The organism is Niallia sp. FSL M8-0099 (genome assembly GCF_038006945.1).
Lineage (GTDB): Bacteria > Bacillota > Bacilli > Bacillales > Cytobacillaceae > Niallia > Niallia circulans.
Genome location: NZ_JBBOWF010000002.1, coordinates 1,724,624 through 1,746,180, shown reverse-complemented (window position 1 = coordinate 1,746,180; position 21,557 = coordinate 1,724,624). Strand labels below are relative to the sequence as shown.

General features: G+C 38.5%; 23 protein-coding genes and 1 other annotated feature. All 23 genes read right to left on the bottom strand.

Annotated features, from left to right (window positions below):
* Window positions 1-18: 18 nt before the first annotated feature.
* The 23 genes from rpsQ to rplK all read right to left on the bottom strand — a co-directional run bounded on the left by rpsQ (window position 19) and on the right by rplK (window position 21,411).
* The gene (rpsQ, locus tag NSQ92_RS23135) at window positions 19-282 is read right to left on the bottom strand and encodes a 30S ribosomal protein S17 (RefSeq protein WP_031537905.1); all 264 of its coding nucleotides are present in this window, start codon (window positions 280-282) and stop codon (window positions 19-21) included.
* A 20-nt stretch (window positions 283-302) separates the two neighbouring features.
* Window positions 303-506, bottom strand: coding sequence for a 50S ribosomal protein L29 (rpmC, locus tag NSQ92_RS23130; RefSeq protein WP_003351417.1), 204 nt, complete (start codon window positions 504-506; stop codon window positions 303-305).
* A complete protein-coding gene (gene rplP, locus NSQ92_RS23125) occupies window positions 496-930 on the bottom strand; it encodes a 50S ribosomal protein L16 (protein WP_016204565.1) in 435 nt (144 codons plus the stop codon). The genes rpmC and rplP overlap by 11 nt, the downstream gene beginning before the upstream one ends.
* 1 nt (window position 931) lies before the next feature.
* The gene (gene rpsC, locus NSQ92_RS23120; protein ID WP_047943718.1) at window positions 932-1,588 is read right to left on the bottom strand and encodes a 30S ribosomal protein S3; all 657 of its coding nucleotides are present in this window, start codon (window positions 1,586-1,588) and stop codon (window positions 932-934) included.
* A gap of 3 nt (window positions 1,589-1,591) precedes the next feature.
* Window positions 1,592-1,933 (bottom strand): 50S ribosomal protein L22, encoded by a 342-nt coding sequence (gene rplV / locus NSQ92_RS23115; protein ID WP_047943717.1) that lies wholly within the window; start codon window positions 1,931-1,933, stop codon window positions 1,592-1,594.
* Window positions 1,934-1,951: 18 nt separating this feature from the next.
* Window positions 1,952-2,230 (bottom strand): 30S ribosomal protein S19, encoded by a 279-nt coding sequence (rpsS, locus tag NSQ92_RS23110; RefSeq protein ID WP_016204562.1) that lies wholly within the window; start codon window positions 2,228-2,230, stop codon window positions 1,952-1,954.
* Window positions 2,231-2,290: 60 nt separating this feature from the next.
* Window positions 2,291-3,121 (bottom strand): 50S ribosomal protein L2, encoded by an 831-nt coding sequence (gene rplB / locus NSQ92_RS23105; protein ID WP_016204561.1) that lies wholly within the window; start codon window positions 3,119-3,121, stop codon window positions 2,291-2,293.
* 30 nt (window positions 3,122-3,151) lie between these two features.
* A complete protein-coding gene (rplW, locus tag NSQ92_RS23100; protein ID WP_016204560.1) occupies window positions 3,152-3,436 on the bottom strand; it encodes a 50S ribosomal protein L23 in 285 nt (94 codons plus the stop codon).
* A complete protein-coding gene (rplD, locus tag NSQ92_RS23095) occupies window positions 3,436-4,059 on the bottom strand; it encodes a 50S ribosomal protein L4 (protein ID WP_047943716.1) in 624 nt (207 codons plus the stop codon). The genes rplW and rplD overlap by 1 nt, the downstream gene beginning before the upstream one ends.
* A 28-nt stretch (window positions 4,060-4,087) precedes the next feature.
* Window positions 4,088-4,714 carry a 50S ribosomal protein L3 gene (gene rplC / locus NSQ92_RS23090; protein ID WP_047943715.1) on the bottom strand — a complete coding sequence of 209 codons (627 nt, stop codon included), beginning with the start codon at window positions 4,712-4,714 and terminating at the stop codon, window positions 4,088-4,090.
* 39 nt (window positions 4,715-4,753) lie between these two features.
* Complete coding sequence (rpsJ, locus tag NSQ92_RS23085) at window positions 4,754-5,062, bottom strand: 30S ribosomal protein S10 (RefSeq protein WP_009336571.1); 309 nt, start codon at window positions 5,060-5,062, stop codon at window positions 4,754-4,756.
* 546 nt (window positions 5,063-5,608) lie between these two features.
* Complete coding sequence (tuf, locus tag NSQ92_RS23080; RefSeq protein ID WP_047943714.1) at window positions 5,609-6,796, bottom strand: elongation factor Tu; 1,188 nt, start codon at window positions 6,794-6,796, stop codon at window positions 5,609-5,611.
* Window positions 6,797-6,913: 117 nt separating this feature from the next.
* Window positions 6,914-8,989, bottom strand: coding sequence for an elongation factor G (gene fusA, locus NSQ92_RS23075; protein WP_047943713.1), 2,076 nt, complete (start codon window positions 8,987-8,989; stop codon window positions 6,914-6,916).
* 47 nt (window positions 8,990-9,036) lie between these two features.
* Complete coding sequence (gene rpsG / locus NSQ92_RS23070) at window positions 9,037-9,507, bottom strand: 30S ribosomal protein S7 (protein ID WP_016204554.1); 471 nt, start codon at window positions 9,505-9,507, stop codon at window positions 9,037-9,039.
* Window positions 9,508-9,547: 40 nt separating this feature from the next.
* On the bottom strand, window positions 9,548-9,970 hold the full coding sequence (gene rpsL, locus NSQ92_RS23065) for a 30S ribosomal protein S12 (RefSeq protein ID WP_047943712.1): 423 nt from the start codon (window positions 9,968-9,970) through the stop codon (window positions 9,548-9,550).
* Between the two features lie 100 nt (window positions 9,971-10,070).
* Entirely contained in the window at window positions 10,071-10,319 is a 249-nt protein-coding gene (locus NSQ92_RS23060) for a 50S ribosomal protein L7ae-like protein (protein WP_047943711.1), read from the bottom strand.
* Between the two features lie 216 nt (window positions 10,320-10,535).
* A complete protein-coding gene (gene rpoC, locus NSQ92_RS23055) occupies window positions 10,536-14,135 on the bottom strand; it encodes a DNA-directed RNA polymerase subunit beta' (RefSeq protein WP_047943710.1) in 3,600 nt (1,199 codons plus the stop codon).
* 205 nt (window positions 14,136-14,340) lie between these two features.
* Complete coding sequence (gene rpoB, locus NSQ92_RS23050; RefSeq protein ID WP_047943709.1) at window positions 14,341-17,901, bottom strand: DNA-directed RNA polymerase subunit beta; 3,561 nt, start codon at window positions 17,899-17,901, stop codon at window positions 14,341-14,343.
* A 248-nt stretch (window positions 17,902-18,149) separates the two neighbouring features.
* Window positions 18,150-18,755: a class I SAM-dependent methyltransferase gene (locus tag NSQ92_RS23045; RefSeq protein WP_047943708.1), complete on the bottom strand. Its 606-nt coding sequence runs from the start codon at window positions 18,753-18,755 to the stop codon at window positions 18,150-18,152.
* 271 nt (window positions 18,756-19,026) lie between these two features.
* Complete coding sequence (gene rplL, locus NSQ92_RS23040) at window positions 19,027-19,386, bottom strand: 50S ribosomal protein L7/L12 (RefSeq protein ID WP_047943707.1); 360 nt, start codon at window positions 19,384-19,386, stop codon at window positions 19,027-19,029.
* Window positions 19,387-19,440: 54 nt separating this feature from the next.
* Window positions 19,441-19,941: a 50S ribosomal protein L10 gene (gene rplJ / locus NSQ92_RS23035; protein ID WP_047943706.1), complete on the bottom strand. Its 501-nt coding sequence runs from the start codon at window positions 19,939-19,941 to the stop codon at window positions 19,441-19,443.
* Window positions 19,942-19,973: 32 nt separating this feature from the next.
* Window positions 19,974-20,125 (bottom strand) — a sequence feature (ribosomal protein L10 leader region).
* A 56-nt stretch (window positions 20,126-20,181) separates the two neighbouring features.
* Window positions 20,182-20,871 (bottom strand): 50S ribosomal protein L1, encoded by a 690-nt coding sequence (gene rplA / locus NSQ92_RS23030; RefSeq protein ID WP_047943705.1) that lies wholly within the window; start codon window positions 20,869-20,871, stop codon window positions 20,182-20,184.
* A gap of 114 nt (window positions 20,872-20,985) precedes the next feature.
* Entirely contained in the window at window positions 20,986-21,411 is a 426-nt protein-coding gene (rplK, locus tag NSQ92_RS23025; RefSeq protein ID WP_031537888.1) for a 50S ribosomal protein L11, read from the bottom strand.
* Between the last annotated feature and the right edge of the window lie 146 nt (window positions 21,412-21,557).

The following is a 21,557-nucleotide window of genomic DNA, read 5'->3' as shown; positions in this document are numbered from 1 at the left end:
ATGCTTAATTCCGAACAATTATATAATAACTGCTTTTTCTACTACTTCTACAAGACGGAAACGTTTTGTAGCTGATAACGGGCGAGTTTCCATAATGCGTACGATATCGCCAGTTTTTGCTGTGTTTTGCTCATCATGAGCTTTATACTTCTTAGAGTATTTCACGCGTTTGCCATATAAAGGGTGTTTTTTGTATGTTTCAACAACAACTGTAATGGTTTTATCCATTTTATCAGATACAACACGACCAGTATAGACTTTGCGTTGATTGCGTTCGCTCATTCTACGAACCTCCTCTCAACTTATCGATTATTGACGCCGATTTCTCTCTCACGAATGACAGTTTTCATTCGAGCGATCGCTTTGCGTACTTCACGAATGCGAGCTGTATTTTCAAGTTGTCCAGTCGCTAATTGAAAGCGAAGGTTGAAAAGCTCTTCTTTTAAGGATTTAACTTTTTGTTCAATTTCAGCAGTGGTAAGGTCACGAATTTCATTAGCTTTCATTAGTTTCACCACCAATTTCTTCACGTTTTACAAACTTACATTTAACAGGAAGTTTGTGCGCTGCAAGACGAAGAGCTTCACGAGCGATCTCTTCAGATACACCAGCTACTTCGAACATAATTTTTCCAGGCTTAACTACTGCTACCCAACCTTCAGGAGCACCCTTACCGGAACCCATTCGGACTTCAAGAGGCTTAGCAGTGTAAGGCTTATGAGGGAAAATTTTAATCCAAACTTTACCGCCACGTTTCATGTAACGTGTCATTGCAATACGAGCAGACTCGATTTGACGGTTTGTAATCCAAGAAGCTTCTAAAGATTGTAAACCGTATTCACCGAATGCAACTTCTGTACCACCTTTTGCTTGACCACGCATTTTACCACGATGAACACGACGATATTTTACACGTTTAGGTAGTAACATATTATTTGCCTCCTTCCTCAGTTTTCTTCTTCGTTGGAAGGATCTCTCCACGATAGATCCAAACTTTTACACCTAATTTACCATAAGTTGTATCAGCTTCAGCAGTTGCATAGTCGATATCTGCGCGTAGAGTGTGCAATGGAACAGTTCCTTCGCTATAAGACTCTGAACGTGCAATATCTGCGCCGCCTAGACGACCTGATACCATTGTTTTGATACCTTTAGCACCAGCACGCATTGAACGTTGGATTGCTTGTTTTTGAGCACGGCGGAAAGATACACGGTTTTCTAATTGACGAGCAATGTTCTCAGCAACTAGTTTTGCATCCATATCTGCTCTTTTAATTTCTAAAATATTGATGTGTACACGTTTGCCAGTAAGTGAGTTAAGAGCTTTACGTAAAGCTTCAACTTCTGTACCACCTTTACCAATAACCATACCTGGTTTAGCAGTGTGGATAGTAACATTTAAGCGGTTAGCAGCACGCTCGATTTCTACTTTAGAAACAGAAGCATCACTTAGGCGTTTTGTAATATACTCACGTACCTTTAGGTCTTCGTGTAAAAGATCAGCATAATCTTTACCTGCGAACCATTTAGATTCCCAGTCACGAATGATCCCAACACGTAAACCGACTGGATTTACTTTTTGACCCACTAATTACCCCTCCTTCTTTTCTGATACAACGATAGTGATGTGGCTAGTACGTTTGTTGATTTGACTTGCACGACCTTGTGCACGTGGACGGAATCTCTTTAGAGTTGGTCCTTCATTAACGTATGCTTGCTCAACCACTAGGTTATTAATATCCATTTCGTAGTTATGCTCTGCGTTAGCAATAGCAGATTTTAAAACTTTCTCTACGATTGGAGAAGCTGCTTTTGGAGTTAACTTCAAAATAGCTACCGCTTCACCAACTTGCTTTCCTCGAATTAAATCTACGACTAAACGAGCTTTACGAGGAGCAATACGAACTGTATTTGCAACAGCTTTTGCTTGCATTAGAATGCCCTCCTCTCATTAACGTCTTGTTTTCTTATCGTCACTTGCATGACCTTTGTAAGTACGAGTTGGAGCAAATTCTCCAAGTTTGTGACCTACCATGTCTTCAGTAACATAAACTGGAACATGTTTACGACCATCATAAACAGCGATTGTTTGACCGATGAATTGTGGGAAGATCGTAGAACGACGAGACCAAGTTTTCACAACTTGCTTCTTATCACTATCACTTAATTTTTCGATCTTTGTTAGTAAATGATCATCAACAAAAGGTCCTTTTTTTAAGCTGCGACCCATAATGGAACCTCCCTTCGTGATTGTTCTACGGTTCTATCATTGAACCGTAGTTCAACCCCGTTATTTTTTACGGCTACGTACAATAAATTTATCAGATTTATTTTTCTTGCTACGCGTTTTGTAACCAAGTGTTGGTTTACCCCATGGAGACATTGGTGATTTACGTCCGATTGGAGCGCGTCCTTCACCACCACCGTGTGGATGGTCATTAGGGTTCATTACAGATCCACGTACAGTTGGGCGTTTACCTAACCAACGATTACGACCTGCTTTACCAATGTTGATTAATTCGTGTTGTTCATTACCAACTTGACCGATTGATGCACGGCAAGTAGCAAGAATTAAACGAACTTCACCAGAATTTAAACGTACAAGTACGTATTTTCCTTCTTTACCAAGCACTTGAGCGCTTGTTCCAGCAGAGCGAACTAATTGTCCACCTTTACCTGGTTTTAACTCGATGTTGTGGATTACTGTACCAACTGGAATGTTAGCAAGTGGTAATGCATTACCTGGCTTGATATCAGCCTCAGGTCCTGACATAACTTCTAATCCAACTTCTAAATTTTTCGGTGCAAGAATGTAGCGTTTTTCACCGTCTACATAATTGATTAACGCGATATTAGCAGATCTGTTTGGATCGTACTCAATTGTAGCAACGCGTCCTGGAATGCCATCTTTGTCACGTTTAAAATCGATTACACGATATTGACGCTTATGACCTCCACCTTGATGACGAACAGTTAACTTACCTTGGTTATTACGGCCGCCTTTTCTGTGTAAAGGAGCAAGTAATGACTTTTCAGGAGTACTTGTAGTGATTTCACTAAAGTCTGAAGATGTCATATTACGTCGACCATTGGAGGTAGGTTTATATTTTTTAATCGCCATTTGTGTTCCCTCCTCTTCTAAATATTATTATTAAGCTTCAAAGAATTCGATTTCTTTGCTGTCAGCTGTTAATTTAACAATTGCCTTACGACGTTTGTTTGTGTATCCACCAAAACGTCCCATACGCTTGAATTTACCTTTGTAGTTCATGATGTTAACTTTTTCAACTTTAACGCCAAAGATTTCTTCAACAGCATCTTTAACTTGAGTTTTATTAGCTCTTACATCAACTTCAAACGTGTATTTTTTATCAACCATTAAATCAGTAGAACGTTCAGTGATAACGGGGCGCTTAATCGTATCGCGTGCATCCATTATGCAAGCACCTCCTCTACTTTTTCAACCGCTGCTTTTGTCATGATTAATTTATCATGGTTTAAAACATCTAACACTGTAATTCCAGAAGCAGTAACAACTGTTACCCCCGGGATGTTACGAGCAGATAATGCTACGTTTTCATCAAGGTCAGCTGTAACGATTAATGCTTTCTTTTCTACAGAAAGATTACCTAATACGGCTTTGAAATCTTTAGTTTTAGGTGCCTCAAAAGCAAGGCTTTGTAATACTAAAATATTTTCTTCTAATACTTTAGTAGATAATGCAGACTTAATTGCTAATCTACGAACTTTTTTAGGTAATTTATAGCTGTAGCTACGCGGTACCGGTCCAAATACCGTACCACCACCACGCCATTGTGGAGATCTGATAGATCCTTGACGTGCACGTCCTGTACCTTTTTGGCGCCATGGCTTACGTCCACCACCAGCAACCTCAGAACGAATTTTAGTTTTATGAGTTCCTTGACGTAAAGAAGCTCTTTGCATAACAACTGCTTCAAATAAAACACTTTTGTTAGGCTCGATACCAAATACTGATTCATTTAATTCGATATCTCCAGCTTGCTTACCGTCTTGGTTGAATAATGCAACTTTAGGCATTCTTATTTCCTCCTTTCCAGATTAATAATTATGCTTTAACAGCAGTTTTAATTTTTAATAAAGCTTTTCTAGCTCCAGGTACATTACCTTTGATTAATAGTAGATTGCGCTCTGCATCCACTTTAACAATTTCTAAGTTTTGAACAGTAATCTGTTCTCCACCCATACGTCCTGGTAATGCTTTACCTTTGAATACACGGTTTGGCGCTACAGGTCCCATTGAACCTGGACGACGATGGTAACGAGAACCGTGAGCCATTGGTCCGCGAGATTGTCCATGGCGCTTGATTGAACCTTGGAAACCTTTCCCTTTAGAGATACCTGTTACATCCACTATATCGCCTTCAGCGAAAATACTTACATTGACTTCTTGACCAACCTCATACTCTTCTACGCTAACATCTCTAAATTCACGAACGAAGCGCTTAGGAGCAGTACTTGCTTTAGCAACATGTCCTTGTTCAGGTTTGTTAGCTAACTTTTCACGTTTGTTTTCAAAACCGATTTGTACTGCTGCATAGCCATCAGCTTCAACAGTTTTCTTTTGAAGAACAACGTTTTCAGCAGCTTCCACTACTGTTACAGGGATAAGATTGCCGTTATCAGCGAATACTTGAGTCATACCTATTTTTCTTCCTAAGATTCCTTTGGTCATTTAAGTCACACCTCCTGATTGTTTAAATGTTTATTTCAATTATAATTTAATTTCGATATCTACACCTGACGGTAAATCCAGACGCATTAGTGAATCAACTGTTTGTGGAGTTGGGTTCACGATGTCGATTAGACGTTTATGCGTACGCATTTCAAACTGTTCACGAGAATCTTTATATTTATGAACCGCACGTAGGATTGTGTATATAGACTTCTCTGTTGGTAACGGAATCGGTCCAGATACAGCAGCACCAGAACGTTTTGCAGTTTCAACGATTTTCTCAGCTGATTGATCTAAAATTCTATGATCATACGCTTTTAAACGAATACGAATTTTTTGTTTTGCCATTATTTTCCCTCCTTTTCGCCTATTTTAGAATAGACATTCTCCGCAGGAATTTCCCACACACTCGCCATGGCAAAGCGGCCGGGTGTGTCAGCAACCTCCCACATCATCGCAAGTCAAAGACCAACATTGTCTATTATACATAAAAACGCCTAGAAAAGCAACAACATTTATTATTTTTCTTTCGTTTTAGTACACTCAGATTATTATACATATTCTATGATCATATTTCAACCCAATGTATAATTGTCAGTCAATTGGTAATGAACCATTTAGATTTAAGAAAACTATTAGTAAGACTTTTATATTCTAACAAAAAGTAGTGAAACATTATATAGAAAGATTTTGGAAAACCACTTTCTTCTATATTAATAACTCTATCTATTATAGCTAACCTTAAAATAATTAAACATATTTACTTCGACTAACATTTATCTCTATCTTCAAATATTAAAATTACCATTTACATACCTGTATCAATTTTATTAACAATAGATTTAATTACAAAAAAAACAAGCTGACGAATCAGCTTGTTTTTATCAAAGGTTATTATTCAACGATAGTAGCAACTACACCAGCGCCTACTGTACGTCCACCTTCACGAATAGAGAATTTAGTTCCTTCTTCGATAGCGATAGAAGAAATTAATTCAACATCCATTTCAATGTTGTCACCAGGCATAACCATTTCTACGCCTTCAGGTAAGTTACAAATACCAGTTACATCAGTTGTACGGAAGTAGAACTGAGGACGGTAGTTAGTGAAGAATGGAGTGTGACGTCCACCTTCTTCTTTTGATAATACGTAAACTTCAGCTTTGAATTTTACGTGTGGAGTAATTGTACCTGGTTTTGCTAATACTTGACCACGTTGGATTTCTTCACGAGCAACCCCACGAAGAAGTGCACCAATGTTATCTCCAGCTTCAGCATAATCAAGTAATTTACGGAACATTTCAACACCAGTTACAGTAGTTGATTTTTTCTCTTCAGCTAAACCGATGATGTCTACAACGTCACCAACTTTAACTTGTCCACGCTCAACACGACCAGTTGCAACTGTACCACGACCAGTAATTGAGAATACATCCTCAACTGGCATCATGAATGGTTTGTCAGTGTCACGAGTTGGAGTTGGGATATATTCATCAACTGCAGCCATAAGCTCAGTGATTTTTTCTTCCCAAGCAGCATCTCCTTCAAGAGCTTTAAGAGCAGAACCTTTAATTACAGGAATATCATCACCAGGGAATTCATATTCTGATAATAGGTCGCGTACTTCCATTTCTACTAATTCTAATAGTTCTTCGTCATCAACCATATCACATTTGTTTAAGAATACTACTAAGTGAGGTACACCAACTTGACGAGAAAGAAGGATGTGCTCACGAGTTTGTGGCATTGGACCATCAGTAGCAGATACTACTAAGATACCGCCATCCATTTGAGCAGCACCAGTGATCATGTTTTTAACATAGTCAGCATGTCCTGGGCAGTCAACGTGTGCATAGTGACGAGTAGCAGTTTCGTACTCAACGTGTGCAGTAGAGATTGTGATTCCACGCTCACGCTCTTCTGGAGCAGCGTCGATTTGATCATAACCGCGAGCTTCACCGCCACCAACTTTAGAAAGTACAGTTGTGATAGCAGCTGTTAATGTAGTTTTACCATGGTCAACGTGACCAATTGTTCCAATATTTACGTGTGGCTTAGAACGATCGTATTTAGCTTTTGCCATTAGGAAAATCCTCCTTTGATTTGTAAAAAATAAGTATTTTTATAGAGCTGTGATTAATGATCACAGCTTTATTGCCTACATAGTAGTTATACTTCATTAAAAAGGTAAAATCAACAATTACCCTTTATTTTTTTTGATGATCTCTTCAGAGATTGATTTTGGTACTTCTTCATAGTGATCAAACACCATTGAGAATACTCCACGACCTTGCGTGCTTGAACGTAATGTCGTAGCATAACCAAACATTTCAGAAAGAGGAACCATCGCACGAACAACTTGTGCGTTACCACGAGCTTCCATACCTTCAACACGTCCACGACGTGAAGTGATATTACCCATGATATCACCCATGTATTCTTCTGGAATGATAACTTCTACCTTCATAACAGGCTCAAGAATTACAGGATTACATTTAGATGCTGCATTTTTCAATGCCATTGAAGCAGCGATTTTGAACGCCATTTCAGATGAGTCAACATCATGGTATGATCCATCAAATAATTTAGCTTTGATGTCTACCATTGGATAACCAGCAAGCACTCCTCTTTGTAACGCATCTTCTAAACCAGCTTGAACTGGAGCGATGTATTCACGTGGAACAACACCACCGACGATAGCATTTTCAAATTCGAATCCTTTACCTTCTTCATTTGGTGAGAACTCAATCCAAACGTGTCCATATTGTCCACGTCCACCAGATTGACGTGTGAATTTCCCTTCAACTGCTGCAGAAGAACGGAATGTTTCACGGTAAGCAACCTGAGGAGCACCAACATTAGCTTCAACTTTGAATTCACGACGCATACGATCTACAAGAATATCTAAGTGAAGTTCACCCATACCAGCAATGATAACTTGACCAGTCTCCTGGTTAGTATGCGCACGGAACGTTGGATCTTCTTCTTGTAATTTTTGTAGTGCAGTTGTCATTTTATCTTGGTCAGCTTTTGATTTAGGTTCAATAGACAATTCGATAACCGGCTCTGGGAATTCCATTGATTCTAAGATTACTAAATCCTTTTCATCACATAGAGTATCTCCAGTAGTAGTATCTTTTAAACCTACAGCTGCTGCGATATCACCAGCATATACTTCTGTAATCTCTTGACGGCTGTTTGCGTGCATTTGCAGAATACGTCCTACGCGCTCACGCTTACCTTTTGTAGAGTTTTGTACATATGAACCAGAGCTCAATGTACCAGAGTATACACGGAAGAATGTCAGTTTACCAACGAATGGATCTGTCATTACTTTGAACGCAAGAGCAGCGAATGGCTCATCATCACTTGAGTGCTTTTCGATTACTTCATCTGAATCAGGAGCAGTACCTTTAATTGCAGGTACGTCTAATGGAGATGGTAAGTACTCAATAACAGCATCAAGCATTTTTTGTACACCTTTGTTTTTGAAAGCTGAACCACAGATTACTGGGTAGAATTCAACGTTAACTGTACCTTTACGGATAGCAGCTTTTAATTCATCAGTAGTGATTTCCTCACCACCAAGATATTTTTCCATTAACTCTTCATCAAGTTCAGCTACAGCCTCAACCAATTTCTCATGGTATTCTTCTGCTAACTCTCTGTAGTCTTCTGGAATTTCACGTTCTTGAATATCTGTTCCTAGGTCATTTCCGTAGAAAGTTGCTTTCATTTCAACTAAGTCAATGATACCTTCGAATTGATCTTCAGCACCAATTGGTAGTTGAATTGCATGAGCGTTTGCTTGTAAACGTTCATGTAAAGTTTTTAATGAATAAAGGAAGTCTGCACCGATTTTATCCATTTTGTTTACGAATACTACACGAGGTACACCATATGTTGTAGCTTGACGCCAAACTGTTTCTGTCTGTGGTTCAACACCAGATTGTGCATCAAGTACTGCAACAGCACCATCAAGTACGCGTAGGGAACGTTCAACTTCAACAGTGAAGTCTACGTGTCCTGGAGTATCGATGATGTTTACACGGTTACCTTTCCATTGTGCAGTTGTTGCTGCTGATGTGATGGTAATTCCACGCTCTTGTTCTTGCTCCATCCAGTCCATTTGAGATGCACCTTCGTGAGTTTCACCAATTTTGTGGATACGACCAGTGTAGTAAAGTACACGCTCAGTTGTAGTCGTTTTACCAGCATCAATATGTGCCATGATACCAATATTACGAGTGTTTTCTAAGGAGAACTCTCTTGCCATTTGGTCTTTCTCCTTTCATAATGAAAGTATTTTTGTAAATTATAATATTACCAACGGTAGTGAGCAAACGCTTTGTTCGCTTCTGCCATTTTGTGTGTATCTTCACGTTTCTTAACTGATGCACCAGTGTTGTTAGCTGCATCTAAGATTTCGTTAGCTAATCTCTCTTCCATTGTTTTCTCTCCGCGAAGACGAGCATAGTTAACTAACCAGCGAAGACCTAAAGTAGTACGTCTTTCAGGACGAACCTCCACTGGAACTTGATAGTTAGAACCACCAACACGGCGTGCTCTTACTTCAAGAACTGGCATGATATTCTTTAATGCTTGATCAAATACTTCAATCGCTTCTTTTCCAGAACGCTCAGCAACGATTTCGAATGCTGAATATAGGATAGCTTGCGATTTCCCTCTTTTACCATCAATCATCATTTTGTTGATTAAACGAGATACAAGCTTTGAATTGTAAATCGGATCTGGTAATACGTCTCTTTTTGCTACAGGACCTTTACGTGGCATTTGATTTCCTCCTTTCAATTATGCTATAAATTCTATTTTATTATTTTTTTGCTGCTTTTGGTTTTTTAGTACCGTATTTAGAACGACCTTGCATACGGTTGTTAACTCCAGCAGTATCAAGCGCACCGCGTACGATATGATAACGTACCCCCGGTAAGTCTTTTACACGTCCTCCACGGATTAGTACAACACTATGTTCTTGTAGGTTGTGACCAATACCAGGAATGTATGCTGTTACTTCGATACCGTTTGTTAAACGAACACGTGCATATTTACGTAATGCAGAGTTTGGTTTTTTCGGTGTCATTGTACCAACACGAGTACATACCCCACGTTTTTGAGGTGAAGATACGTTTGTTTGTGCTTTTTTGAAACTGTTATAACCTTTGTTTAACGCAGGAGACTTCGACTTCTCTTCAGTAGATTGACGAGGCTTGCGCACTAATTGGTTAATTGTTGGCATTTCTTTTTCCTCCCTTCCTTTATGTTTGAAGCCCACACATCCAGGTGGTTCATATTAGGGCAAAAACAAAGTTCTCATGGTTAATTCCATAAAAACAGTTTTAAATAATTATGGCAACAGTTGCTGCGCCTACTTCTATTCCGCATGATTCGCCAAGCTTCTTCATGGATTCAACAAGTATAATAGGAATATTCACTTCTTCAGCTACCTCAGATACCTTTCTAATGATCATCGGATCGGCATCCTCTGCAACGATAACCTCAGTTGCAATCCCTTTTTTTAACGCTTTTACTGTTTGCTTTGTTCCTACTACTATTTTACTTGCCTGTCGTACTTTTTCATAAGACATTTTTATATCCTCCAAAGCAACAGGTGAATAGGAGCACCTTTGATATAGTATCATCTATAAAATTAGATGTCAATTATTTTCCTAAAAAACTTTCCTTTAATACCTAGATCTGTTTATCAAAGCTATGGATGTTGACCTATCTATTAATTCATAAATGATAGATAGGTCAACATAATAACCATATGCCTTTTTAGGAAAGATTCTAATTTATCGCTATTACTCTACAGTAACAGACTCTTCTGTCAGTTCTTCTGCAGTAATAGGTTCAGCATGACGATATCTTGGCATACCAGTACCAGCAGGAACTAATTTACCAATAATTACATTCTCTTTCAATCCTAGTAATTCATCGCGTTTACCTTTAATCGCAGCATCTGTCAGAACTCTTGTAGTTTCTTGGAAAGATGCAGCTGATAAGAATGAATCTGTTTCCAGAGATGCTTTTGTGATACCAAGTAATACTGGTCTTCCTGTTGCAGGAAGTTTTCCTTCTCTTAAAGCTTTTGCGTTTGCATCAGTGAATTGGTGAATATCTAATAGAGTACCTGGTAATACATCTGTTTCACCAGCGTCTACTACTCTGATTTTGCGAAGCATTTGGCGAACCATTACTTCTACGTGTTTATCACCAATTTCTACCCCTTGCATACGATAAACCTTTTGTACTTCACGAAGTAGATATTCTTGTACTGCTGTAACGTTTTTCACTTTAATTAATTCTTTCGGATCAATAGAACCTTCTGTTAATTCCTGCCCTTGCTCTACTACATCATCAACTTTTACTTTAAGCCTTGCTGTATAAGGAGCAGTATATGTTCTAGTTTCTAATTCACCTTGAACAACAATCTCATGTTGACGGTCTCTGCCTTCGTTGATACCAACAACAACCCCTGCCATTTCCGTAATAACCGCTTGCCCTTTTGGATTACGAGCTTCGAATATTTCTTGGATACGAGGTAAACCTTGTGTGATATCGTCTCCAGCAACCCCACCAGTATGGAATGTACGCATTGTTAACTGTGTACCCGGTTCCCCGATAGATTGTGCTGCAATAATACCAACAGCTTCTCCTACTTCCACTTCTTGACCAGTTGCTAGGTTGCGACCATAACATTTTTTACATACACCATGACGAGTATTACATGTAAACGCAGAACGGATCCATACTTCTTCGATATTAGCTTCAACAATTTCTACTGCTAAATCTTCTGTAATAAGTCCGTTTTCTGGAACAATAACTTCATTCGTTTCTGGGTGTTTAATTGATCTTCTTGCATATCTTCCGATTAAACGCTCATCTAGTGATTCGATAATTTCTGTACCTTCTTTAAGCGCAGAAACTAATAATCCTCTGTCCGTACCACAATCATCCTCACGAACAATGACATCTTGTGCTACGTCAACAAGACGACGAGTTAAGTAACCAGAGTCTGCTGTTTTCAGTGCTGTATCGGCAAGACCTTTACGCGCACCATGTGTAGAGATAAAGTACTCTAATACAGTTAAACCTTCACGGAAACTTGAGATAATCGGTAATTCGATGATTCTACCAGCCGGGTTGGCCATCAAACCACGCATACCAGCAAGCTGTGTGAAGTTAGATGCATTACCACGGGCTCCAGAGTCACTCATCATAAAGATTGGATTACGTTTATCTAAAGATTTCATCAGTTTTGCCTGGATAGTATCTTTTGCAGCACTCCAGATAGAAATAACGCGATCATAGCGCTCTTCTTCTGTGATTAATCCACGTCTAAACTGTTTCATTACATTATCTACTTTACTTTGTGCTTCTTCGATAATTTCTTGTTTTTCGCCTAATACTACAATGTCAGCTACACCAACAGTAATACCAGCTTTAGTAGAATGCTTAAATCCTAAGTCTTTCATTCTGTCCAACATCTTAGAAGTTTCCGTTATCTTGAAACGTTTAAATACTTCAGCAATTATATTACCTAAAATTTTCTTTTTGAACGGTTCGATAATTGGCAGCTCCCTAATTGCGGCAGGTACATCTACACCTGGCTCAACAAAGTATCTTTCAGGAGTTTTTTCTTCTAAGTTTGTTTTCGTTGGTTCGTTAATGTACGGGAAAGATTTTGGTAAAATTTCATTGAACACTAACTTACCTACTGTTGTTAATAACAATTGTTTATTCTGTTCTTCTGTAAATGTTTCGTTATTTAAAGAACTAGCACGTACTGCCACACGAGTGTGTAGATGCACGTAACCATTTTGATAAGCTAATAAAGCCTCATTTGTATCATTGAAGATCATACCTTCTCCAACTGCACCTTCACGCTCTAATGTTAGGTAGTAGTTTCCTAATACCATATCTTGTGAAGGAGTAACAACTGGCTTACCATCTTTAGGGTTCAAGATGTTTTGAGCCGCAAGCATAAGTAAACGAGCTTCTGCTTGTGCTTCAGATGATAATGGAACGTGAACCGCCATTTGGTCTCCGTCAAAGTCCGCGTTGTAAGCTGTACATACTAACGGATGAAGACGAATTGCACGGCCTTCTACTAGTGTTGGTTCAAATGCTTGAATACCTAATCTGTGTAAAGTCGGTGCACGGTTAAGTAAAACAGGGTGCTCCTTAATAACTTCCTCCAGCACATCCCAAACTTCCGGTTGAAGTCTTTCGATTTTTCTTTTCGCAGATTTGATATTGTGAGCAATACCCTTTTCTACTAACTCTTTCATTACGAAAGGCTTAAATAATTCAATCGCCATTTCTCTAGGCAGACCACATTGATACATCTTTAAGTTCGGACCTACAACAATAACAGAACGACCAGAGTAATCAACACGTTTTCCTAATAAGTTTTGACGGAAACGTCCTTGTTTACCTTTAAGCATATGTGACAATGATTTAAGTGGTCTATTACCAGGACCAGTTACCGGTCGTCCACGACGGCCATTATCAATCAACGCATCTACAGCTTCTTGAAGCATACGTTTTTCGTTTTGCACGATAATGCTTGGTGCACCTAAGTCTAATAATCTTTTCAGACGATTATTACGGTTAATAACACGGCGGTATAAATCATTTAGGTCAGAAGTCGCAAAGCGGCCACCATCTAATTGAACCATCGGGCGCAATTCTGGAGGAATCACTGGAAGTACGTCAAGAATCATCCAAGAAGGCTCATTCCCAGAACCACGGAACGCTTCTAATACTTCTAGTCTTTTAATCGCACGAGTTCTTCTTTGCCCTTGTGCCGTTTTTAATTCTTCCTTTAAAGCATCTACTTCTTTATTTAAATCAATATCTGATAATAACTTCTTAATAGATTCAGCACCCATTGAAGCTTGGAACTTCACACCGTATTTATCACGGTATGCTCTATACTCTTTCTCTGAAAGAAGTTGTTTCTTCTCAAGAGCAGTGTCACCTGGATCTGTTACAACATAAGAAGCAAAGTAAATAACTTCTTCCAGTGCACGTGGAGACATATCTAACACTAGACCCATACGGCTTGGGATTCCTTTGAAATACCAAATATGTGATACTGGAGCCGCTAATTCAATGTGTCCCATACGTTCACGACGAACCTTTGCACGGGTAACTTCTACTCCACAACGGTCACAGACTACTCCTTTGTATCTAACACGCTTGTATTTACCACAGTGACATTCCCAGTCTTTTGTAGGACCAAAAATACGCTCACAGAACAAGCCATCTTTTTCCGGTTTTAAAGTACGATAGTTAATTGTTTCTGGCTTTTTAACTTCACCAAATGACCATGAACGGATTTTATCTGGCGAAGCTAGGCCTATTTTCATATATTCAAAATTATTAACATCCAACAAGGGTCCTACCTCCCTTTCGATCTTCAGGCTTTTGCCTTACTTAAAAACTTCTAAAAACTTATATAATCAAAGACAGGCCGTCACAAAAGGGTCTGACTTCACTTGAATAATCTATTTTAAAAGATATAAAAGGATCTTCTATTTAGATGTCTTCGCAGTGGAGTCTGACCCTTTCGTTTTTAGACAGGCCATGTTCATTACTTTATTATTCTTGCATGCCTACCTTTTCTGACTCAGGCTCTTGTGTTTCGGAAACAATTGTCAGAGATTCAGCTTGATGAATATCATCATCATCGTCTGTGTCTCTCATTTCAATTTCTTCTTCCGTGCTAGATAAGATTTTTACATCTAACCCTAAACTTTGCAACTCTTTCATTAATACGCGGAATGATTCAGGAACTCCAGGTTCTGGAACGTTTTCTCCTTTTACAATAGCTTCATATGTTTTCACACGACCAACAACGTCATCTGATTTAACAGTAAGAATTTCTTGTAAAGTATAAGCAGCTCCATAAGCCTCAAGCGCCCAAACCTCCATCTCTCCAAAACGCTGACCACCGAATTGAGCTTTTCCTCCTAGTGGTTGTTGCGTTACTAAAGAATATGGTCCTGTTGAACGAGCATGTAGCTTATCATCAACCATATGAGCAAGTTTGATCATATACATAACTCCAACGGATACACGGTTATCAAAAGGTTCACCTGAACGTCCGTCATATAGTACTGTTTTCGCATCTTGCGCCATTCCGGCTTCTCTAATTGTTTCCCATACATCTTCCTCACGAGCACCATCGAATACTGGAGATGCAACATGGATATTTAAGCTTCTTGCAGCCATTCCAAGATGCAATTCTAACACCTGACCGATATTCATACGTGATGGTACACCTAGTGGATTTAACATGATATCAACTGGTGTTCCGTCTGGTAAGTATGGCATATCTTCTTCAGGTAGAATTCGGGAGATAACCCCTTTATTACCGTGACGACCTGCCATCTTATCGCCTTCATGGATTTTACGTTTTTGAACAATATATACACGTACTAATTGGTTAACACCTGGTGGTAATTCGTCTCCATCTTCTCTATTGAAGACTTTAACATCGTGGACGATACCGCCGCCACCATGTGGAACACGTAAACTTGTATCACGTACTTCACGTGCTTTTTCACCAAAGATAGCATGTAATAATCGTTCTTCTGCTGTTAATTCAGTTACCCCTTTAGGTGTAACTTTACCAACAAGCAAGTCACCATCTTTTACTTCAGCACCGATGCGAATAATTCCGCGATCATCTAAGTTGCGTAAAGCATCTTCTCCGACATTCGGAATATCACGCGTAATTTCTTCCGGTCCTAATTTTGTATCACGAGATTCTGATTCATATTCTTCAATATGAATAGAAGTATAAACATCATCTTTTACCAAGCGTTCGCTCATGATAATAGCATCCTCGTAGTTGTATCCGTCCCATGTCATAAAGGCAACTAATACGTTACGTCCAAGGGCTAATTCACCAAGTTCCATAGAAGGACCATCTGCTAAAACCTCGCCTTTTGTTACTTTATCACCTACAGCAACAATCGGGCGTTGATTATAACAAGTACCTTGGTTTGAACGAACAAACTTAAGCATTTTATATTTATCAAGATTTCCTTTTACTTCTTGACCATCTACTTCAGAAATACGTCTAACCCACACTTCACGTGCTTCTACATGTTCAACAATACCAGGATGCTTACAGATAACAGCTGCACCTGAGTCTTTTCCTGAAACATATTCCATTCCAGTTCCTACTCTTGGAGCTTCCGGCTGCATTAAAGGTACTGCTTGACGCTGCATGTTCGCACCCATTAAGGCACGGTTAGAGTCATCATTTTCTAAGAATGGGATACACGCTGTCGCAGCAGATACAACCTGCTTTGGAGATACGTCCATATAGTCTACACGATCACGCTTAACAACAACGTTCTCATCACGGAAACGTGCTACAACATCTTCATCTAAGAAGGAACCATCTTCACCTAAACGAGCGTTCGCTTGGGCAACAACATAGTTATCTTGTTCATCAGCTGTTAAATAATCTATTCGCGACGATACTTTACCTGTCTCAGGATCAACACGTCTGTACGGTGTTTCGATAAATCCGAAACGATTTACTTTTGCATAAGAAGATAAGGAGTTAATCAAACCAATGTTTGGCCCCTCAGGTGTTTCAATCGGACACATACGGCCATAGTGAGAATAGTGAACGTCACGAACTTCCATTCCTGCACGCTCTCTTGTTAAACCACCAGGTCCTAATGCAGACAAACGACGTTTGTGTGTTAATTCTGCTAATGGATTTGTTTGGTCCATGAATTGAGAAAGCTGAGAGCTTCCAAAGAATTCTTTGATAGATGCAATAACAGGTCTGATATTAATTAGCTGCTGCGGTGTAATAGTATTCGTGTCTTGAATAGACATTCTTTCGCGAACAACACGCTCCATTCTAGATAAACCAATACGGAATTGGTTTTGCAACAATTCGCCTACAGAACGAAGACGTCTGTTACCTAAATGGTCAATATCATCTGTTAGACCTACTCCATGCAATAAATTAAAGAAATAACTGATAGAAGCAATGATATCTGAAGGAGAGATGTTTTTCACAGCTTCTTCTACATATGCATTACTAATAACATTAATTTCTTTATCCCCTTCATCTAGTGGTGAATAAATTTTCACCGATTGTACAACAACATCATCTTCTAATACTCCGCCATATGGGCTCAGCTTTTTAAAGCCGATATTGTTTTCTAGATTAGGAATAATACGGTCAAGCGCACGGCGATCTAAAAGAGTTCCTTTTTCAGCGATAATCTCGCCAGTTTCAGGATCCACTAATGTTTCTGCTAAACGCTGATTAAATAATCTATTTTTAATATGAAGCTTTTTATTAATTTTATAACGACCTACATTCGCAAGATCGTATCTTTTTGGATCGAAAAATCTTGATACCAATAGACTTTTTGCATTTTCCACAGTAGGTGGTTCTCCCGGACGAAGACGCTCATAAATTTCTAATAGCGCTTTGTCTGTTCCTTCTGTGTTATCTTTTTCTAAAGTGTTACGCAAATACTCATTGTCACCAATCAATTCAATAATCTCTTGATCGGAACCAAATCCTAAAGCGCGTAACAGAACAGTAACAGGAAGTTTACGTGTGCGATCAATACGTACATATACTACATCCTTTGCATCTGTTTCATACTCTAGCCATGCTCCACGGTTAGGAATTACTGTAGCAGTAAATCCTTTTTTACCGTTCTTATCAAGTTTTCCATTATAATAAACACTTGGAGAACGTACTAATTGAGAAACGATAACCCGTTCCGCACCATTAATAACAAAAGTACCAGTTTCAGTCATAAGCGGGAAATCACCCATGAATACATCTTGGTCTTTTACTTCTCCTGTTTCTTTATTCACAAGACGAACCTTCACACGCAAAGGTGCAGAATATGTAACATCTCGCTCTTTCGATTCTTCCACTGAATACTTAGGATCTCCTAAGCTATAATCAATGAAATCAAGTGATAAATTGCCAGTAAAATCTTCAATAGGTGAAATGTCCTGGAACATTTCTCGCAATCCCTCATCTAAAAACCATTGATAGGAAGAGGTTTGGATTTCAATAAGATTTGGTAATTCTAAAACCTCACTAATTCGTGCGTAGCTTCTCCGCTGGCGGTGTCGTCCATACTGAACAAGTTGACCTGTCAACTGATTCACCCCTCAAATCAAACGTTATAGTACATCTATTAACATCTTATAAAAAAGGATATTAGACCCATTTTTATAAGACAAAAAGAAAAAGGGTTTTCCAATCAAAAAACCACATTTTCATATTTCTAATATTATTCTGTTAGTTTTTCCTTCTTACACCAATTTTATACAGTAACTTAGATAAAATTGCGAGTTTCAGAAAAATATTATATTGGCATTATACAATGCTATCACAACAAAAAGGACTAGTCAATCTTTTTTGCTTGAATTATAAAATAGCCTTTTTTCTTTTCTACTACGTTTACCTCTTTAAAGAATTCTTCTAATTTTGCAATAGCAGAGGGTGCTCCTTGTTTCTTTTGAATCACAACCCATAATTCCCCATTAGGTACTAAGCAGTCATAGCTTTGCTCAAAAATATCATGAACTACTTTCTTCCCCGCTCTTATTGGCGGATTGGTTAAAATAGAGGCAAATTTTTTTCCCTTTACACGAAGAAGTCGATCACTTTCATAAATACGAACATTTTCAACGCCGTTTTGTCTGGCATTTTCTTCTGCTAATTCAATAGCACGTAAATTAACATCAACCATATGGACCATTCTATTTGGGGAAGTCTTCGCAATAGATAAACCTATCGGGCCATATCCACAACCTACATCTAATATATCTCCATCTAAATCAGGCAAGGTATACGTCTCTATCAATAATCTGGATCCAAAGTCCACTTCCTTTTTAGAAAAGACTCCATTATCTGTTTTAAAACGTATTGTATTACCTTTAAGCGTAAAATTCCAGTAATTTGGATCGCTATTTACATTTTGGGTTCGGGAATAATAATGTTCCGTCATACGAACACCTCCTTAGGAGAATTTATTTAAGGAAGACTACTTGAGGATTGACTACAAAACTTAGATTGTAATCAATAAAAAAGCGCAGACGACTTATCCTAAAGCTATCATATACCAACAGTAGCTTATTTAGAGACTCCTTAGAAGATAATTCTCCCAGCAGTTCATATTTCACTTCTAACTTGGTAAATTGCGGCTAACTTTTCTTAAGTCCTTCTCACTTTCAGGAAAAAAAAGCCCGCTAAAATAGCGAGCTTCTTTTTAACTAACATTACTTAACTTCAACGTTAGCTCCAACTTCTTCAAGTTTAGCTTTGATTTCTTCAGCTTCTTCTTTAGAAGCTCCTTCTTTAACTGCTTTTGGAGTGTTGTCAACAAGTTCTTTTGCTTCTTTAAGACCAAGACCTGTGATTTCACGTACAACTTTGATAACTTTGATTTTTTGATCTCCAGCAGATGCAAGAACTACATCAAACTCAGATTTTTCAGCAGCAGCTTCTCCGCCACCTGCAGCTACAGCTACAGGAGCAGCAGCAGTTACTCCAAATTCTTCTTCAATTGCTTTTACTAAATCGTTTAATTCTAAAACAGTCATATTTTTAACTGCTTCTAAGATTTGTTCTTTAGACATTATATGTTTCCTCCTTGTTTTTTGGGGTTTTATGATACGTTTCCGTATAAAAGATTATGCGCCTTGTTCTTCTTTTTGATCTGCAACTGCTTTTGTAGCAAGAGCAAGGTTGCGGATTGGTGCTTGAAGAACGCTGAGTAACATAGAAAGTAAACCTTCGCGTGATGGAAGTTCAGCTAGAGCTTTTACTTCTTCAACTGTTGCTAAGTTCCCTTCGATTACTCCCGCTTTAATTTCTAATGCTTCATGGTTTTTAGCGAAGTCATTTAGAATTTTTGCTGGTGCAACAACATCCTCATTACTGAACGCAATAGCGTTTGGACCAGTTAAGGATTCGTTTAAACCTGCTAATTCAACAGATTCTGCAGCACGGCGAGTTAAAGAGTTTTTGAAAACTTTAAACTCGATTCCTGCATCACGAAGTTGTTTACGAAGTTCAGTTACTTCTGAAACAGTCAAACCACGGTAGTCAACAACGATAGTTGATTTACTTGCTTTGAATTTCTCCGCAATATCAGATACTATTTGTTTCTTTTGTTCGATTACGCTGCTCATCTTTACACCTCCTGTAGAATTTCTACATTCATACCGACAAATAAAATCCTCCATATCTTTCAGACATGGAGGTGTATACAATAGTCGTTCTCACAACTGATCAAATAATCTATCGTATTACCTCGGCAGGGAATTAAGCTAAAAAATTAGCACCTACTGTCTACGGTACAAATGTTATTTATTTTTTCAACAAGATGAAGTATATGCTATCCATCTTATTTTGTCAAATACCAATTTTTATCAAACAGTAGATGGATCTACTTTTACGCCAGGTCCCATTGTTGAAGTAACAGATACGTTCTTCATGTAAGTACCTTTTGCAGCAGCTGGTTTTGCTTTTGACATTGTATCAAAGATAGTTTTGAAGTTCTCAACTAGTTTAGTTTCATCGAAAGAAACTTTACCGATTGGAACATGTACGTTACCAGCTTTGTCTACACGGTATTCTACTTTACCAGCTTTGATTTCGTTAACTGCTTTTGTTACATCAAATGTAACTGTACCAGTTTTAGGGTTTGGCATTAAACCTTTAGGTCCTAATACACGACCAAGTTTACCAACTTCACCCATCATATCTGGAGTTGCAACGATTACGTCAAAATCAAACCAACCTTGTTGGATTTTATTTATATATTCAGCATCGCCTACATAGTCTGCACCTGCTGCTTCTGCTTCTTTTAATTTTTCACCTTTAGCGAAAACTAAAACGCGTTGAGTTTTACCAGTACCGTTTGGAAGAACTACTGCTCCACGGATTTGTTGGTCTGCTTTCTTAGGGTCTACTCCTAGACGGAAAGCAACTTCAACTGATGCATCAAATTTTGTAGTGCTAGTTTTTTTCACTAACTCAATTGCTTCTTGAATTGGGTAAGCTTTAGTACGATCAACAAGTTTGATAGCTTCTAAATACTTCTTACCTTTTTTAGCCATAACTATATTTCCTCCTTGAATTGTGGTTTTAGCGGAATTACCTCCCACGAATAAAGGTTGCGACTAAAGATTCACCGTCGTCACAACCTTAATCAACACTAACCATATATAGGTTTAGTCTTCAATAACAATACCCATGCTACGGGCAGTACCTTCAACCATGCGCATAGCAGATTCAACACTAGCTGCATTTAAATCAGGCATTTTTGTTTCAGCAATCTCGCGTACTTTATCACGCTTAACAGTTGCTACTTTATTACGATTTGGTTCACCAGAACCAGACTCGATACCAGCTGCTTTTTTAAGTAAAACTGCAGCAGGTGGAGTTTTTGTAATAAATGTAAATGAACGGTCTTCGAAAACCGTAATCTCAACAGGAATGATTAAACCAGCTTGTTCAGCTGTACGAGCGTTAAACTCCTTACAGAATCCCATAATATTTACGCCAGCTTGACCCAATGCAGGACCAACTGGTGGTGCCGGATTCGCTTTAGCTGCTGGGATTTGCAATTTAACAACTTTAATTACTTTTTTAGCCACGAGACACACCTCCTTAAAGTCCGTGATGTGGTAATAGGGGTTTCCCCTCCCACTCAACTTATCGTCTTTATATGAAATAAAGAAATTTGACAATATCTTATCTCTTTATGAGATATACTGACCTATGAAATAGTAACACTTTTTCA

Bases quoted from the DNA above. Each gene is read 5' to 3' on its own strand.
- rpsQ (WP_031537905.1), bottom strand. From the start codon at position 282: ATGAGCGAACGCAATCAACGCAAAGTCTATACTGGTCGTGTTGTATCT.
- rpmC (WP_003351417.1), bottom strand. From the start codon at position 506: ATGAAAGCTAATGAAATTCGTGACCTTACCACTGCTGAAATTGAACAA.
- rplP (WP_016204565.1), bottom strand. From the start codon at position 930: ATGTTACTACCTAAACGTGTAAAATATCGTCGTGTTCATCGTGGTAAA.
- rplV (WP_047943717.1), bottom strand. From the start codon at position 1,933: ATGCAAGCAAAAGCTGTTGCAAATACAGTTCGTATTGCTCCTCGTAAA.
- rpsS (WP_016204562.1), bottom strand. From the start codon at position 2,230: ATGGGTCGCAGCTTAAAAAAAGGACCTTTTGTTGATGATCATTTACTA.
- rplB (WP_016204561.1), bottom strand. From the start codon at position 3,121: ATGGCGATTAAAAAATATAAACCTACCTCCAATGGTCGACGTAATATG.
- rplW (WP_016204560.1), bottom strand. From the start codon at position 3,436: ATGGATGCACGCGATACGATTAAGCGCCCCGTTATCACTGAACGTTCT.
- rplD (WP_047943716.1), bottom strand. From the start codon at position 4,059: ATGCCTAAAGTTGCATTATTCAACCAAGACGGTAAGCAAGCTGGAGAT.
- rplC (WP_047943715.1), bottom strand. From the start codon at position 4,714: ATGACCAAAGGAATCTTAGGAAGAAAAATAGGTATGACTCAAGTATTC.
- rpsJ (WP_009336571.1), bottom strand. From the start codon at position 5,062: ATGGCAAAACAAAAAATTCGTATTCGTTTAAAAGCGTATGATCATAGA.
- tuf (WP_047943714.1), bottom strand. From the start codon at position 6,796: ATGGCAAAAGCTAAATACGATCGTTCTAAGCCACACGTAAATATTGGA.
- fusA (WP_047943713.1), bottom strand. From the start codon at position 8,989: ATGGCAAGAGAGTTCTCCTTAGAAAACACTCGTAATATTGGTATCATG.
- rpsG (WP_016204554.1), bottom strand. From the start codon at position 9,507: ATGCCACGTAAAGGTCCTGTAGCAAAAAGAGACGTATTACCAGATCCG.
- rpsL (WP_047943712.1), bottom strand. From the start codon at position 9,970: ATGCCAACAATTAACCAATTAGTGCGCAAGCCTCGTCAATCTACTGAA.
- NSQ92_RS23060 (WP_047943711.1), bottom strand. From the start codon at position 10,319: ATGTCTTATGAAAAAGTACGACAGGCAAGTAAAATAGTAGTAGGAACA.
- NSQ92_RS23045 (WP_047943708.1), bottom strand. From the start codon at position 18,755: ATGACGGAACATTATTATTCCCGAACCCAAAATGTAAATAGCGATCCA.
- rplL (WP_047943707.1), bottom strand. From the start codon at position 19,386: ATGTCTAAAGAACAAATCTTAGAAGCAGTTAAAAATATGACTGTTTTA.
- rplJ (WP_047943706.1), bottom strand. From the start codon at position 19,941: ATGAGCAGCGTAATCGAACAAAAGAAACAAATAGTATCTGATATTGCG.
- rplA (WP_047943705.1), bottom strand. From the start codon at position 20,871: ATGGCTAAAAAAGGTAAGAAGTATTTAGAAGCTATCAAACTTGTTGAT.